Raw genomic sequence first — 15137 nt, forward strand, 5'->3', positions numbered from 1 at the left:
ATGCGGCCTATAGCGCCATCTTGGTGTAGTCGACGTCCGACTCGTACAGCCCATCTTCGATGGACGTGCGATGGATGACGTTCAGCCTGCCGCCTTCCAGCTTGGAAATGTACTGGACGCCGAACACCTGGTGCAGCTTGCCGTTGAAGCGCTTCGGCCCCTGCGGATGCTCCGGCCCCTCGGTCAAGTCGGTCAGCGCTTCGGTCGCCTCCACCAGCTTCGCACGGTCTTCCGGCCCCTTGTAGCCGCAATCCTCCATCGCCTTCTTGATGACGTAGAGCGTCTCCCAGCAGCCGAACATATGGCCGGCCGTGGAAACGTCCTTCGGGTCGCCGACGGCGGCGCCGTTGTCGTCGATGCCGACGGCGGCGCGATAGGCCTTTTGCGCATCGCTGTCGTTGGGCTGCGCGTAGCGCGGCGAGCCTTCCCAGAAATGGCTGCCTTCCAGATAGTCGAGGCCGGGGCTGTTGATGTCGACGCCTTCCAGCGAGTCGATGAAGCCGAACAGCTTCGGGCCGCTGGTGCCGTAGAACTCGCCCAGTTCCTTGACGAAGGTCAGCACCGCCGGCCCGACCATGACGTGATAGAGCACCTCGGTCTCGGCGGGGATCTGCGGGAAATACTTGGTGAAGGAGGATTCCGTCGGCGGAATGGCGATCTTGGCCACCACCTCGGCGCCGTTCTTTTCCAGTGCCGGCGGCAGGAAGTCGCGATGGTCGTAGCCGAACGCATAGTCCGGATAGATCATGGTGACCTTCTTGCCGGCATTGGCGGCAATCCATGGCGCCATCGACGACACCTGCTGGCGAACGTCGGTGATGCCGGGCTGCAGGCACCAGCGGTTCATCTTGCCGGAAGCGACGTGATAGCCCTCGCTGACCACGTAATACGGCATCTTGAGCTCGCCCGCCGTCGGCGCGGAGCCGACGACGACGTTGGAGAACAACGTGCCGTAGACGATGTCGGTCTTGTGCTGCTTGGCGAATTTCGTCACCACCTCGGCACCGCGCCCGGCGTCGGTGCCGTCATCCTCGATGACGACCTCGACCGGGCGGCCGTTGATGCCGCCGGCATCGTTGATCGCCTTGATCGCGGCGGCGGTGGTCTTCTCGTACCAATGGGCATAGGTGGCGCCGATGCCAGTGCGATGCGACTGAAAGCCGATGCGGATGGGGGCCGAACTCTGCGCCTGCGAATAGCGCACGAAGCCGGGGGCCGCCATCAGGCCAGCGCCCGCCGCCAACCCTTTCAGCGCCGAGCGGCGGCTAAGCCCGGTTGCGGTCAGATCGAAAAATCCCCTGGTATCCGGCATCGAAGGTCCTCTTGCTGAAGCGTGTCGGCCGCCCTGGCGGCAAAATGGAGCGCGTCCCTCCATAAAGGATCGAGGGGCAAAGGGGAAATCGAAATTCCAATTATTCCGATGGCCGATCAACGTCTTAGGCCGGAGGGCCCGGCCGGCGCCGGCCAATGCCTTCCGCAAGGGAATATGCCTATACCTTGACCACGTGGCTGGCGCGGTCCTTCTGGCCGAAAATGCGCAGATAGCGCTCGATCTCGGCTATGTCGCCGGTGGCTTTTTCCGGGTTGTCGGAAAGCTTGACCGCCGGACGGCCGTTGGCCTCGGTGACCTTGCAGACCAGCGAAATCGCATCCAGCCGGTTGGTCGGCACCGGCGCGCAACCCTCGAAGTCGTTGGTGAGGTTGGTGCCCCAGCCGAAGGCCATGCGCACCTTGCCGTGGAAATGCCGGTAGGTCTCCACGATCGTCTCGACCTCCAGCCCGTCGGAAAAGATCAGCAGCTTCTGCTTCGGGTCCCGCCCCCTCTGCCGCCACCAGTCGATGATCCGCTCGCCGGCCTCGACCGGCGGCGCGCTGTCGGGGCGAAAGCCGGTCCAGTCGGCCACCCAGTCCGGCGCATCGCGCAGGAAGGCGGCGGTGCCGAAGGCATCCGGCAGCACGATCAGCAAATTGCCGCCATAGTAGCGCTGCCAGTCCTGCAGCACCTTGTAGGGCGCTTGCCGCAGTTCCTGCTCGCTGTCGGCAAGGGCGGCCAGCACCATCGGCAATTCATGGGCGTTGGTGCCGAGCGCCTCGAGATCGTTGTCCATGGCGAGCAGCACGTTCGAGGTACCGGTAAAAGCGGCACCGATGCCTTCCTTCAGCGCCTCCACGCACCACCGCTGCCACAGGAAGGAGTGGCGGCGGCGCGTGCCGAAATCGGAAATGTTGATGTCCGGAAGCGCCTTCAGCAGGTCGGTCTTGGCCCACATCTTGGCCTTGGCACGGGCATAAAGGACGTCCAGCGCAAAGGGGCCGTAGGCCCGCATCGCGGCGCGCGAGCGCAATTCGTTGATGATGGCGAGGGCGGGAATCTCCCACAGCGTGGTGTACATCCACGGGCCGGAGAACGTAAGCTCGAACTGACCATCGCGCTTTTCCAGATGGTATTCGGGCAGCCGGAAATTCTCCAGCCAGGCGAGGAATTCCGGCTCGAATATCTGCTTGCGGCCGTAGAAATTGTTGCCGCCCAGCCAGATCATCTCCTTTTTCGTAAACCGCAGCGTGCGCGCATGGTCGAGTTGCTCGCGCAGTTCTCCCTCGTCGATCTCGTCGGCAAGGCGGATGGAGGTGGCGCGGTTGATCAGCGAAAAGGTGGCCTCAACCTTCGGGTACATGCCCCAGATCATCTGCAGCATCAGCAGCTTGTAGAAATCCGTATCGAGCAGGCTGCGCACGATCGGATCGAGCTTCCACGTATGGTTGTAGACGCGGCGCGCGATGTCCGTTTTTGTCATGGCCGTTGTCGCCTTCGCTGCGAGATGGGACGGTCTGCGGCAAGCCTCTTAGCATCGAATCCGCCGGAACGCTCCCCGCTTTCCCTGCTGGCCCGACAAAAAGTCCGACTGCGGTCGGCCGCCGATTCAGCGCGCCATTGCCGGATCGAGCCGCATGCGCCGCTCGCTGCGCAGCCAGCGTGCGAGCAGCAGCACTGCGACCACTGCCAGCCCGGCCGACAGGCCGATCCAGACGCCGACGCCGGCCAGGCCGAAATGGAAGGCGAGCAGGATGCCGAGCGGCATGCCGACGCCCCAATAGCCGATGGCGGCGATGACCATGGGCACGCCGGTGTCGTGCAGGCCGCGCAACATGCCTGCGCCGACCGCCTGCGCCCCGTCGACGATCTGGAACAGCGCGGCAAAGACGAGGAAGGACGCCGCGATCGCCACCACTTCGGCATTGGCGGGATCGCCGGTGTCGATGAACAGGCTGATAAGCCAATGCGGCATCAGGATCATGACCAGCGCCGACAGCGCCATGAAGCCGACACCGACGCCATAGGCCGCCCAGCCGGCCCGGCTGACGCCGGCGGCGTCGCCCGCGCCATAGGCGGTGCCTACCCGCACGGTGGCGGCCTGGTTGACCCCGAGCGGCACCATGAAGGAAATCGAGCACAACTGGATGACGATCGCATAGGCGGCGAGCGAGGTGGCGCCGATGATGCCCATGAGGAAAGCGGCAAGGTTGAACAGCGTCGTCTCGAACGCCATCATGGCGGCGATCGGCATGCCGAGCCGCATCAACTGCCGGAAGCGCGGCCAGTCCGCGCGCCAGAAGCGGCCGAACAGGCGGTAGCGCCGGAACTGGCGGTCGAGGAGCACCACCAGCACCATGCCGACGAACATCAGCAGGCTGGAGAGGCTGGTGGCGATACCGGAGCCGACGATGCCCAGGCGCGGAAAGCCGAGATGGCCGAAGACCAGGGCCCAGTTGGCGAGCAGGTTGAAGCCGACGGCAACGAAGGCGACGACGGTCGCCCAGCCCGGCCGCTCCAGCGTGGTGATGAAGGAACGCAGCACGATATAGCCGTAGAAGGGCAGCAGCCCCCACTGCAGCGCATGCAGATAGGCCCCGGCGGCGGCCGCGAGCTTCTGTTCCTGTCCGAGCAGGAGCAGGATCTCCTCGCCGTGCCACAACAGCAGCCAGATCGGCAGCGCGATGAAGACGGCGGCCCAGAAGCCCTGGCGCACGGTGCGGCGCACGTCGCGCACCGAGTGCCGGTTGCGGCCGATTTCTCGCGCCATCATCGGGATCGTGGCCAGCATCAGGCCGAGCCCGAATATCATCGGCGCGAAATAGAGGTTGGTGCCAAGCGCGCCCGCCGCCAGCGTATCGGCGTCGACGCGGCCGAGGATCATGACGTCAGTGACCGTCATCGCCGTCTGGGCAAGGTTGGTCAGCACCATCGGCCACGATAGCGCCAGCGTCGCCTTTATTTCAGAACGCCACGGCTTTGCCGTCGCCAGTGCGGCGGCCTCGATCGAATACATTGTCGCTCAACTTTCCAGCGGCGCATCGGCCAAAAAGGCCGGAAGCCGCCAACGAACAGAGAAAACCGTCGGTTTCCACCGCATCAAGGCATCGCTTTTGAACGAATTGCGACATTTTGGCAAGACGCGAGCGCCAGGCAGCGATTGAGCCAGGGAGAAGCCTACGCCAGCGCCTCCAGCGCCCGGCGCTGCCGGTGCATTTCCAGGAAGACGCGAAAATCGCGGTCGAACCGGCTGGCCGCGGCCGGATTGGGCCGGCGCGTCCTCACTTCCTGGCGCATGGCGAGGCCGGCGGCGGCCAGGCCGGAGTGAAGGCCGGCGGCGGTCGCGGCCACCATCGCGGTGCCGACAAGCACGGCTTCGTCCGCCAGCGGCTCGACCACCGTGCAGCCGGTGACGTCGGCGTAAAGCTCCATCATCAGCGGGTTGCGGGTATGGCCGCCGGTGACGTGCAGCGTGTCGATCAGATAGCCGTTTTCGTTCAACGCCGTCAGGATGTGGCGCACGCCGAGCGCGATCGCCACCGCCGTGCGCCAGTAGAGCCGGCACAGGCTGTCGAAGGAAGCGTCGAGCGCAAGCCCGCTGACGACGCCGAGCGCATGCGGGTCGGCCAGCGGCGAGCGGTTGCCATGGAAATCGGGCAACACATGCAGGCGGCCGGCCAGATTGAGCCCTTCGACGGCCCGCAACTCGCCGATGCGGGCGGCGATGCGCGCGTGGGCGGCGGCGTCCGGCTCGCCGCCCGCCCCATGCCAGCGGATGACATGATCGAGCAGCGCGCCGGTGGCGGACTGGCCGCCCTCCGACAGCCACAGACCCGGCAGCGCGACGCCGTAATACGGCCCCCACACACCGGCGAAGGGCAGCGGCTGCGGCGTCATCGCCATGACGCAACTGGAGGTCCCGGCAATCAGCGCGAGGTGCCGGCCGATGGTTTCCGGATCGCCGGCATAGCCGCCGAGCACGCCGAGCGCTCCGGCATAGGCGTCGATGGCCCCGGCCCCGACCCGGCATGTCCCGGCAAGGCCGAGCGCGGAAGCAGCCTGCGGCGACAGCGGGCCGAGATCGGTCCCGACCGGGCTTGCCTTCTGCGGCAGGGCGCCGTGCTCGAATAAATCCTCCAGCCCGACGGCGGCGAAGAAATCGGGCCGCCAGCCGCCTTTCTCATGCGCCAGATAGGCCCACTTGGCGGTCAAGGTGCATTGCGAGCGCGCCAGCGAGCCGGTCGCCTTCCAGCTCAGGAAATCGGCCAGGTCGAACAGAAGTCCGGCCCGCGCCCAGCTTTCGGGCAGGTTGCGCTTCAGCCACATCAGCTTCGGCGTTTCCATCTCGGGCGACATGACGCCGCCGACATAGGCGAGGACAGGATGCCCGGTCGCGGTGCATTCGTCGGCCTCGGCGATGGCCCGGTGGTCGAGCCAAGCGATGGTGTCCCAGCGCTCCTCGCCGCCGCGCGACACGCTGACCTGGCCGCCGTCGCGCTCGCGCACGACCAGCGAGCAGGTGGCGTCGAAGGCTATGCCGACGACGGCCTGCGCCTCGATGCCTGCCTTGTCGCGCGCCGCGCGCACCGCGATGCAGACGGCGTCCCAGATATCCTCGGAATCCTGCTCGGCGAAATCGGCCTGCGGGCGGTTCATCGCGATCGGATGCTCGGCGCGGCCGAACAGCTTGCCGCGCCGGTCGAGGATCGCGGCGCGGGCACTTCCCGTGCCGACATCGACCGCGCAGACGAACCCGGTTTCCAAGGCGCTTCTTCTCGCTTCAACGCTCAGGCGACAGCGAGCGAAACTATAAGGGGCGCGGCGCGCGGCGCAAGCCGGCTTGCATGCGGGCAGCGTCAGAGCGTACCGGCGAGGTAGCGGGTCAGCGTGACGCGCGCGCCGTTCGCCCACAGCGCGGCCAGCGCATGGGCAAAGGCGGCGGCGAAAACGGGAGAGCGGCCGACGTCGCCATAGATGTCCTCCATGGCGAGCCAGGCGGCGGGATCGGCCTTCGCCGCCCGGGCGGTGGCCTGCATGCGGTCCCAGTTCGGGTCGTTGGGCTCGATGACGGCGCCGGAATCGGTGGTGCCGAAGCAGTAGCGGCACCAAAGCGCCGATTCGAGCGCCAGCCCGGCCACGCTTTTGCCTGCCTTCAGCCGGTCGGCGATGGTGGGAATGATGAACTTCGGCTGGCGGTTGGAGCCGTCGAGGCAGAGTCGGCGCACCGTGTCGCCGATCTTCGGATTGGAAAAGCGCCTCTCGATGAGCCGGTAATAGTCCTCGAGGCTGGTGTCCGGAACCGGCGGCACGGTGGGGATGATCTCGTCGTGCTCGATTTTGTCGAGGAAATTGCGCACCAGCGGCTCGGCCATCGCCTCATGCACGAAATGGATGTCCATCAGGCCGGCCGGATAGGCGATCGCCGCATGGCCGCCGTTGAGGATGCGGATTTTCATCAGCTCATAGGGCGAGACGTCGGCCACGAACTGCACACCGACCTTTTCCAGGGGCGGCCGGCCGTCGGTGAAGCGGTCTTCCAGCACCCATTGGCGGAACGGCTCGCAAAACACCGGCCAGTTGTCCTCGACGCCGAATTCCTTCGCCAGGATGGCGCGCTCGCGGTCGGTGGTGGCCGGGGTGATGCGGTCGACCATCGCGTTCGGGAAGGCGACATGATCGCTCGCCCAGCCGGCCAGGTCCTCGTCGATCAGGCGGGCGAGGCCGACGACGCCGTCATAGGTCACCCGGCCGTTATGGGGAATGTTGTCGCAGGACATAACGGTGAACGGCACGATGCCGTCGTCGCGGCGGCGTCTCAGGCCGGCAAGGATGATGCCGAACACGGTTTTCGGCGCGCCGGGATTCTGCGCGTCGGCGACGATGGCCGGATGGGTCGGATCGAACAGGCCGGAAGCCGGGTCGATGAAATAGCCGCCTTCGGTGATGGTCAGCGACACGATCTTTATCGCCGGGTCGGCCAGCCGCGCGATGATGGCTGCACCATCGCCGGGGGTAATGAAATCGACCATCGAGCCGGTGACGCGGGCGCTCATATGGCCCTCGTCCTGCTCGACCACGGTGGTCAGCCAGTCCTGTTCGGCCAGCTTTTGCCGGCCTGCCTCTTCGCCCTCGAAAACACCCGCGCCGACCAGCGCCCAGTCATGGCCGCGGCCCTGGGCAAACAGGTCGTCCAGATAGACCGCCTGATGGGCTCGGTGAAAATTGCCGACACCGAAATGCAGGATGCCGGCCTTCAGCGCCGAACGGTCGTATTTCGGCCGGGCGACCCCGGCGGGCAGGGAGGCGAGGTTCGCCAGGGAAAGCTTCGTGGTCATGCTGAATGCTCCTCGCTGAGGCCCGCGACGCCTCCGGCCCTTTCGCCTCGGGTCGTGGTCAGTGCGTATGCGAATCCGCCGTCGTCGCGGACTTCAGCACCCCCACCCCTGACCCCTCCCCACAAGGGGGAGGGGAATTCCACGGCAGCGTCGCGACATCCTTTTCCGGCAGTTTTCGGGAAAAAACGACGGTGTCGGCGTTCCCCTCCCCCTTGTGGGGAGGGGTCAGGGGTGGGGGTACCTTCGCGGGCGATATCTCCCACGCGCGGGAAAGAAAGCGCCGATCCGAGCGAGACGGAGAGGGGAGCACGCATCTTCAGCTCATCCACTGGCCGCCGTCGACATTGTAGGTCTGGGCGACGATGTAGTCGGCCTCGGCGCTGGCGAGGAACACGGCCATGCCGGTCAGGTCCTCCGCCCGGCCCATGCGGCCATAGGGGACGCCCTCGCCGACCAGTTTCTTCTTCTCGCCGAGCGGCCGGTTCTCGTATTTGGCAAACAGCGCGTCGACGCCGTCCCAGTGCTCGCCGTCGACGACGCCGGGGGCGATGGCGTTGACGTTGATGCGATGTTTTATGAGGTCCAATCCGGCCGACTGGGTGAGCGAGATCACCGCCGCCTTGGTGGCGCAATAGACGGCGACCAGCGGCTCGCCCCGGCGTCCCGCCTGGCTCGCCATGTTGATGATCCTGCCGCCCTGCCCCCGCGCGATCATCGAGCGGGCGGCCGCCTGCATCATGAACAGCGTGCCGGCGACGTTGACCGAAAACAGCCTGTCGTAGCTCGCCTTGCCGATCTCGACGATGGGCGCGGCGTCGAACAGGGCGGCGTTGTTGATGAGGATATCGAGGCCGCCGGTGCGTTCCTCCACCGCCTTCACCGCCGCCTCGATGGAGGCGAGGTCGGTGACGTCGAGCTTTACCGCATAGGCCTTGTCGCCGATGGCTTCAGCCGTCTTTCGTGCCGCCTCGAGGTTGATGTCGGCGATGGCGACGGTGGCGCCTTCCCGCACGTAGGCCTCGGCGAAGGCACGGCCGATGCCGCGCGCCGAACCGGTGATCAGGGCGGATTTGCCGGGTAGTCGCATGTCAGATTGCCTTTCCATCGGACCCGAAGCGGTGCAGCTTGCTTGGGTCCGGCGTGAGATAAACGGTGTCGCCGTGCCGCGCGCCGATTTCACCGTCGGCACGCACCGTAAGCGGGCCGACGCCGTCCGCCTGCACATGCAGGAAGGTGTCGGAGCCGAGATGCTCGGCGACGCCGACCCTGGCCTGCCATTCGCCGGTAGTGGCCGAAATCTTCAGGTGCTCGGGGCGGATGCCGACGGTTTTGGCGCCATGCTTCTCGGCCGGTGCGCCTTCGATCAGGTTCATCCTCGGTGAGCCGATGAAGCCGGCGACGAACAAATTGGCGGGCGTCCTGTAGAGTTCCATCGGCGAGCCGACCTGCTCGATATTGCCGGCGTTCAGCACCACGATCTTGTCGGCCATGGTCATGGCCTCGACCTGGTCGTGGGTGACGTAGATCATCGTCGTCTTGAGTTGCTGGTGCAGTTCGGAGATCTCCAGCCGCATGGTGCCGCGAAGTGCGGCGTCGAGGTTGGACAGCGGCTCGTCGAATAGGAAGGCCGACGGCTGGCGCACGATGGCGCGGCCGATGGCGACGCGCTGGCGCTGGCCGCCGGAAAGCTGCCCCGGCCGCCGCTCCAGGTAGTTGGTGAGGTTGAGCACCCGCGCCGCCTCGGCCACCTTCCTGTCGATGGCGGCCTTGTCCTCGCCGGCCATCTTCAGCGGGAAGGCGATGTTCTTGGCCACGCTCATATGCGGGTAGAGCGCGTAGGACTGGAACACCATGGCGAGCTTGCGCTTTGCCGGCGCCTCGTTGGTGACGTCGCGGCCGTCGATATGGATCGAGCCGCCGCTGGTGTCCTCCAGCCCAGCGATCAGCCGAAGCAGCGTGGACTTGCCGCAACCGGAGGGGCCGACGAAGACCACGAACTCGCCGTCCTCGATGACCAGGTCGATGCCCGGAATGATGACGGTCGAGCCGAACGCCTTGGATACGTTGTTGAGCGTGATGTTTCCCATGGTGTCTCTCCCCGCCTCGTCCTATTTCACCGCGCCGAAGGTCAGGCCGCGCACCAGTTGGCGCTGCGAGAACCAGCCCATGATCAGGATCGGCGCGATCGCCAGCGTCGAGGCCGCCGACAGCTTCGCCCAGAACAGACCCTGCGGGCTGGAGAACGAGGTGATGAAGGCGGTGAGCGGCGCAGCCTCGGTGGTGGTCAGCCGGATGGTCCAGAACGCCTCGTTCCACGCCAGGATGATGTTGAGCAACAGCGTCGAGGCGATGCCCGGCACCGCCATCGGCGTCAGCACATAGGCGATCTCGCCCCACAGCGAGGCGCCGTCCATGCGCGCGGCTTCCAGAATCTCGCCCGGTATCTCGCGGAAATAGGTGTAGAGCATCCACACCACGATCGGCAGGTTGATCAGCATCAGCATGACGGTGAGGCCGATGCGGCTGTCAAGCAGGCCCCAGTCGCGGAACAACAGATAGATCGGCACCAGCACCGAGACCGCCGGCATCATCTTCGTGGACAGCATCCACATCAGCACGTCCTTGGTGTGCTTGGTCGGCGAAAAGGCCATGGCCCATGCCGCCGGGATACCAACCGCGAGCGCGATCAGGGTCGAGCCGACCGAAATGATCACCGAATTCATGAACGGCTTGAAGTAGTTGTACTGCGACTGCACCTCGGCATAGCTCTCCAGCGTTCCCGACGGGATCAGGCTGAAGCCTGCGATCGCCTCCGTCTCCGACTTGAAGGAGGTGACGATGGTGTAGAGGATCGGGAAGAACAGAAGCAGCGCGACCGCCCATGCGGCGACGGTCCAGCCGATCTTCGTGCGGGTAGGAACTGCGCGCGCCATGATCAGATCTCCAGCCTGCTCGATGAGGCGGATTTACCCCCACCCCTAACCCCTCCCCACAAGGGGGAGGGGAATCCCGTAGCCAGTTCTCGTGCAGCTTGGTGGCGGCAAGGTTCCCCTCCCCCTTGTGGGGAGGGGCGAGGGGTGGGGGTAAGCAACGCCAAAGACATCTCCATCCCCTTTCACTTGTCCAAATTCTTGCCGACGGCGCGCATCAGGAACAGCGCGACGATGTTGGCCAGCACCACCGCGATGATTCCGCCGGCCGAGGCCCCGCCGACGTCGTAGCCGAGCAGCGCGGTGCGGTAGATGAGGAACGGCAGGTTGGTCGAGGCGTAGCCCGGCCCGCCATTGGTGGTGACGAGGATTTCCGCATAGATCGACAGAAGGAAGATGGTCTGGATGAGGATGACCACGGTGATGGCGCGCGCCATGTGCGGCAACGTCAGGTAGATGAAGCGACTGACGAAGCCGGCGCCGTCCATCTCGGCGGCTTCCTTCTGCTCGCCGTCGAGCGATTGCAGCGAGGTGAGCAGGATCAGCGTGGCGAAGGGCAGCCACTGCCAGGCGACGATGATGACGATCGACAGCAGCGGGTGCTGGCCGAACCAGTCGATGGGGTTGAGCCCGAGCGCGCGCGCCATGTCGGCAAGCACGCCGTATTGCGGGTGCATGATCATGTTCTTCCACACCAGCGCCGCCACCGGCGGCATGACGAAGAAGGGCGAGATCACCAGGATGCGCACGATGCCCTGGCCGAAGATCGGCTGGTCGATCAGCAGCGCCAGCCCGATGCCGCCGATAACCGTGATCAGGAGCACGCCGACGACAATGACCAGCGTGTTCCAGATCGACTGGAAGAAGGCCGGGTCGCTGTAGAAGAAGCGGTAGTTGAACAGGCCGGCAAAGCCCGTCTGCGCCGGGTTGAGCAGGTTATAGTCCTGGAACGAGAACCACAGCGTCATCGCCAGCGGCACGACCATCCAGATCAGGAGAAGGATGACCGAAGGCGCCATCATGAAGCGCGCGAGCGTGCCCGTCTGTCGAGTAGCCATTGTGGTTGCCCTGTGTCGTGGAGAATGGGCCGTTCATCGATTTCAAAGCGGCCGCCCGGGCTGGGACCCGGACGGCCAAGGCACCGGGAGGAGCCTTACTTGATGTATCTGGCGCGCGTCATTTCGCGCACCGAAGCGGCCTGCGCCGCGGCCAGCGCATCGTCCACGCTCGACTGGCCGGCAAGGGCGGCCGAGAACAACTGGCCGACCGTGGTGCCGAGCCCCTGGAACTCGGGAATGGCGACGAACTGGCCGCCCGTGTAGGGCACCGGCTTCACGCTCGGCTTGGTGATGTCGGCGGCGTTCATGGCGGCGAGCGTCGGCCCGGCGAAGGGAGCGGCCTTCTTGTATTCCTCGTTGTTATAGAGCGAGGTGCGGGTTCCGGGAGGGGCGCTGGCCCAGCCTTCCTTGGAGGCGACGAGTTCGGTGTAGCCCTTGCTGGTCGCCCACGACACGAACTTCTCCGCCGCCTCGGCCTTCTTCGTCGAGGCCGGGATGGCGAGGTTCCACGACCACAGCCAGTTGCCGTGGTTGTCGACGCCTTCCTTGTTCGGGAAGATGGCGAAGCCGACCTTGTCGGCGACGGTGGAGTTCTTCGGGTCGGACACGAAGGAGGCCGCCACCGTGGCGTCGATCCACATGCCGCACTTGCCCTGCTGGAACAGCGTCAGGTTTTCGTTGAAGCCGTTGGAGGAAGCCCCCTCAGGCCCGGCGTCCTTCATCAGCTTGACGTAGAAGTCGAGCGTGTCCTTCCATTCCGGCTGGTCGAACTGCGGCTGCCACTTCTCGTCGAACCAACGCCCGCCGAAGGAATTGTCCATGGCGGTGAGGAAGGCCATGTTCTCGCCCCAACCGGCCTTGCCGCGCAGGCAGATGCCGTTGATGCCGGCGGAGCGGTCGGTGATCTTGCGCGCCGCATCGCCGATGAATTCCCAGGTCGGCTTGTCCGGCATCTTCAGCCCGGCCTTCTCGAACAGGTCGGTGCGGTACATGACCATGGCCGATTCGCCGTAGAACGGGGCGGCGTAGAGCTTGCCGTCGACCGACAGGCCGCCGCGGATCGCCGGCAGGAGGTCGTCGACATCGTAGTCGGCGCCCAGATTGTCGAGCGCGAGCAGCCAGCTTTGCTTGGCCCAGATCGGCACTTCGTAATTGCCGATGGTAACGACGTCGTACTGGCCGCCCTTGGTGGCGATGTCGGTGGTGACGCGCTCACGCAGCACGTTTTCCTCCAGCGTCACCCAATTGAGCTGGATGTCGGGATTCTTCGCGGTGAAGTCGTCCGTCAGCTTCTGCATGCGGATCATATCGCCGTTATTGACGGTGGCGATGGTGACGGCCTCGGCATGCGCGGCGAACGCAAAGGCGCTGGCGGAGCACAAGCCCAGGATAAGCGTGCGCAGTTTCATCGAGTTCCTCCCAAAGATCGAATGAGCAATTGCTTCTGGTGTGAGCAATTATTCACTCCGATTGATTTATGTCAAGCGAGATTCGTCGCTGCGCCGCAGCACGAAGGGCGGGCGAGCGGCTTCGGGGAACTGGCGTACAGCGAGAGCTTCAATACCCCCCACCCCTGGCCCCTCCCCACAAGGGGGGCAGCGGAAGCGCGGTGCCAGAATCCCCCTCCCCCTTGTGGGGAGGGGCCAGGGGTGAGGGTACGATCCCAATGACGATGCGGATTCCAGGTGCCGGCTCAGCCGCCGGAAAGCAGGGCGGCAGCCGTCCGTTCGTCGGTGATCAGGCCGTTGACCAGGCGGCGGTTCACGGCGGCCAGGATGCCGGGCAGCTTCAGTTCGCCCATGGCAAGCGCCACCACCAGCGACTTTTCCCGCGACGGCAACGGTGCGGAGGACACACGATCGTTGGTGACCCCGTCGATCATGCGGCCGTCGCGGTCGAAGACCCAGCCGACGATCTCGCCTACACCGCCCGCCTTCTGCAGCGCCTTCAGTTCGGCCTCGGAAACGAAGCCGTCCTCATAGAGCGGCGCCCGTGGCCCAAGGTCGCCGATGCCGACGAAGGTGACGCTGGCCTCGGCCGCCAGCGCCAGCGTCTGCCGGATCATCGGCTGGCTGAGCAGCATTTCGCGCTCTTGCGGCGATGAGGCGATGACCGGCAGCGGCATAGGGAAGGAGCGTGCCTTGATCCGGTCCGCCATGGTGAAAATGACGTTGTAGAAGGCCGCCGAGCCATCGGGGGCGATGTTGCCGGTCAGCGACACGATCTTGTGCTGCGGGCATTCCATCGGCGGCAACTGGCTGATGGCGGCCTTCAGCGTGCGGCCGGTGCCGATGCCCATGACGATGGGTTCGGGCAGGCGCAGCCACTTCTCGATCTGCACGGCGGCGACTTCCGAAATGCCGATGGTGGTGGAGGAGGAGTCCGAGGCGCTGGGCGCCACCTCCACCAGGTCGAGCGCAAAGCGCGTCTTCAGCCGCGCCGCGAGGTCGAGGCAGTTGGCGATGGGGTGGTCGACGCGGACCTTGATCAGCCCTTCCGACATCGCCAGCGACACCAGCCGCTGCGCCGTCTGCCGCGAGATGCCGAGGGCCGAGGCGATCTGGTCCTGCGTATGGCCGGCGACGTAATAGAGCCAGCCCGCGCGGGCCGCATCGTCGAGCCTGCTGCCTGTCTCGGACCGGGCGCTCATCGTGTCGTTCCTCCAGCCATCATTCTTGCAGGAAATCTTTTTGAGAGCAATTGCTCGATAAATGTGTCAATTATTCAAATCGCAATCGCAGCTTATGACATTCGGACGGGCCAAGGCGAGAATTGATTTGTCCGCGCGGCAAAAACCTGTAGGGCATCGGCCGGGAAACGCGGGCCCGGCTTCGGCCGAAAGCGACAGACAGGACAGCCAATGACGCCGAAAGCGGTTTTCTGGGACATGGACGGCACGCTGACCGACAGCGAGCCGCTGCATGAGGCGGCGCTGGTGGCGGCGCTGGCCAGCGCCGGGGTGACGCCGCCCACCGACCTGCACGAGCGCGTGCTCGGCGTCTCCGCCATCCCGGTCTACGAGATGCTGCGCGACGAGCACGGCCTTTCCCTGCCGTTCGAGGAATGGATCGTGCGCAAATACGACCATTACTGGCCGCTGGTGGCGGAGCTGAAGCCGCGCCCCGGCGCCGTCGAGACCTTCAATGACCTGCGGGCGCGCGGCGTGGCGCAGGCGGTAGTCTCCAATTCCGACCGCATGGTGGTCGACGCCAATTTGCGCGCCGTCGGCCTCGCTTACCCCGGCCTGCGCACGGTGAGCCGCAACGACGTGCGCGAGGGCAAGCCCCATCCCGAGCCGTTCCTGCGCGCGGCCTGGCTTGCCGGCGTCGAGCCCGGCGAGGCGGTTGCCATCGACGACAGCTGGCCCGGGGCGCAGGCGGCGCTCGCGGCCGGCATGAAGACCATCTTCTGGCCGGAAAGGCCGATGGACGGCCCCGACGGCGCCCTCAACCTCAACAGCATCGCTGAAGTGCGCGCCGAACTCGGTCTTTAGGCCATGGCC

Annotated in this window: 12 protein-coding genes; 1 reads left to right on the forward strand and 11 read right to left on the reverse strand. The window is 65.7% G+C overall.

Annotated features, from left to right (window positions below):
- Positions 1-7: 7 nt before the first annotated feature.
- From ACFOHJ_RS09860 to ACFOHJ_RS09910, 11 genes are all read right to left on the reverse strand, one after another.
- On the reverse strand, positions 8-1312 hold the full coding sequence (locus ACFOHJ_RS09860) for an ABC transporter substrate-binding protein (RefSeq protein ID WP_378220330.1): 1305 nt from the start codon (positions 1310-1312) through the stop codon (positions 8-10).
- A gap of 178 nt (positions 1313-1490) precedes the next feature.
- A complete protein-coding gene (pncB, locus tag ACFOHJ_RS09865; protein WP_378220331.1) occupies positions 1491-2795 on the reverse strand; it encodes a nicotinate phosphoribosyltransferase in 1305 nt (434 codons plus the stop codon).
- 126 nt (positions 2796-2921) lie between these two features.
- Positions 2922-4328 carry an MATE family efflux transporter gene (locus tag ACFOHJ_RS09870; protein WP_378220332.1) on the reverse strand — a complete coding sequence of 469 codons (1407 nt, stop codon included), beginning with the start codon at positions 4326-4328 and terminating at the stop codon, positions 2922-2924.
- Between the two features lie 161 nt (positions 4329-4489).
- A complete protein-coding gene (locus tag ACFOHJ_RS09875; protein WP_378220333.1) occupies positions 4490-6076 on the reverse strand; it encodes an FGGY-family carbohydrate kinase in 1587 nt (528 codons plus the stop codon).
- A gap of 92 nt (positions 6077-6168) precedes the next feature.
- Positions 6169-7647 (reverse strand): mannitol dehydrogenase family protein, encoded by a 1479-nt coding sequence (locus ACFOHJ_RS09880; protein WP_378220334.1) that lies wholly within the window; start codon positions 7645-7647, stop codon positions 6169-6171.
- Between the two features lie 316 nt (positions 7648-7963).
- A complete protein-coding gene (locus ACFOHJ_RS09885) occupies positions 7964-8734 on the reverse strand; it encodes an L-iditol 2-dehydrogenase (protein ID WP_378220335.1) in 771 nt (256 codons plus the stop codon).
- Position 8735: 1 nt separating this feature from the next.
- Entirely contained in the window at positions 8736-9734 is a 999-nt protein-coding gene (locus tag ACFOHJ_RS09890; protein WP_378220336.1) for an ABC transporter ATP-binding protein, read from the reverse strand.
- A 21-nt stretch (positions 9735-9755) separates the two neighbouring features.
- Positions 9756-10580: a carbohydrate ABC transporter permease gene (locus ACFOHJ_RS09895; RefSeq protein WP_378220337.1), complete on the reverse strand. Its 825-nt coding sequence runs from the start codon at positions 10578-10580 to the stop codon at positions 9756-9758.
- A gap of 182 nt (positions 10581-10762) precedes the next feature.
- The gene (locus ACFOHJ_RS09900) at positions 10763-11635 is read right to left on the reverse strand and encodes a carbohydrate ABC transporter permease (protein WP_378220338.1); all 873 of its coding nucleotides are present in this window, start codon (positions 11633-11635) and stop codon (positions 10763-10765) included.
- 95 nt (positions 11636-11730) lie between these two features.
- A complete protein-coding gene (locus ACFOHJ_RS09905) occupies positions 11731-13044 on the reverse strand; it encodes an ABC transporter substrate-binding protein (protein WP_378220339.1) in 1314 nt (437 codons plus the stop codon).
- A 284-nt stretch (positions 13045-13328) separates the two neighbouring features.
- Positions 13329-14285: a sugar-binding transcriptional regulator gene (locus ACFOHJ_RS09910; protein WP_378220340.1), complete on the reverse strand. Its 957-nt coding sequence runs from the start codon at positions 14283-14285 to the stop codon at positions 13329-13331.
- 210 nt (positions 14286-14495) lie between these two features.
- Between ACFOHJ_RS09910 and ACFOHJ_RS09915 the strand changes: the two genes are divergently transcribed.
- The gene (locus ACFOHJ_RS09915; RefSeq protein ID WP_378220341.1) at positions 14496-15128 is read left to right on the forward strand and encodes an HAD family hydrolase; all 633 of its coding nucleotides are present in this window, start codon (positions 14496-14498) and stop codon (positions 15126-15128) included.
- The last annotated feature ends 9 nt before the right edge of the window (positions 15129-15137 follow it).

The sequence above is a fragment of the Aquamicrobium soli genome (genome assembly GCF_042646345.1).
Lineage (GTDB): Bacteria > Pseudomonadota > Alphaproteobacteria > Rhizobiales > Rhizobiaceae > Mesorhizobium > Mesorhizobium soli_A.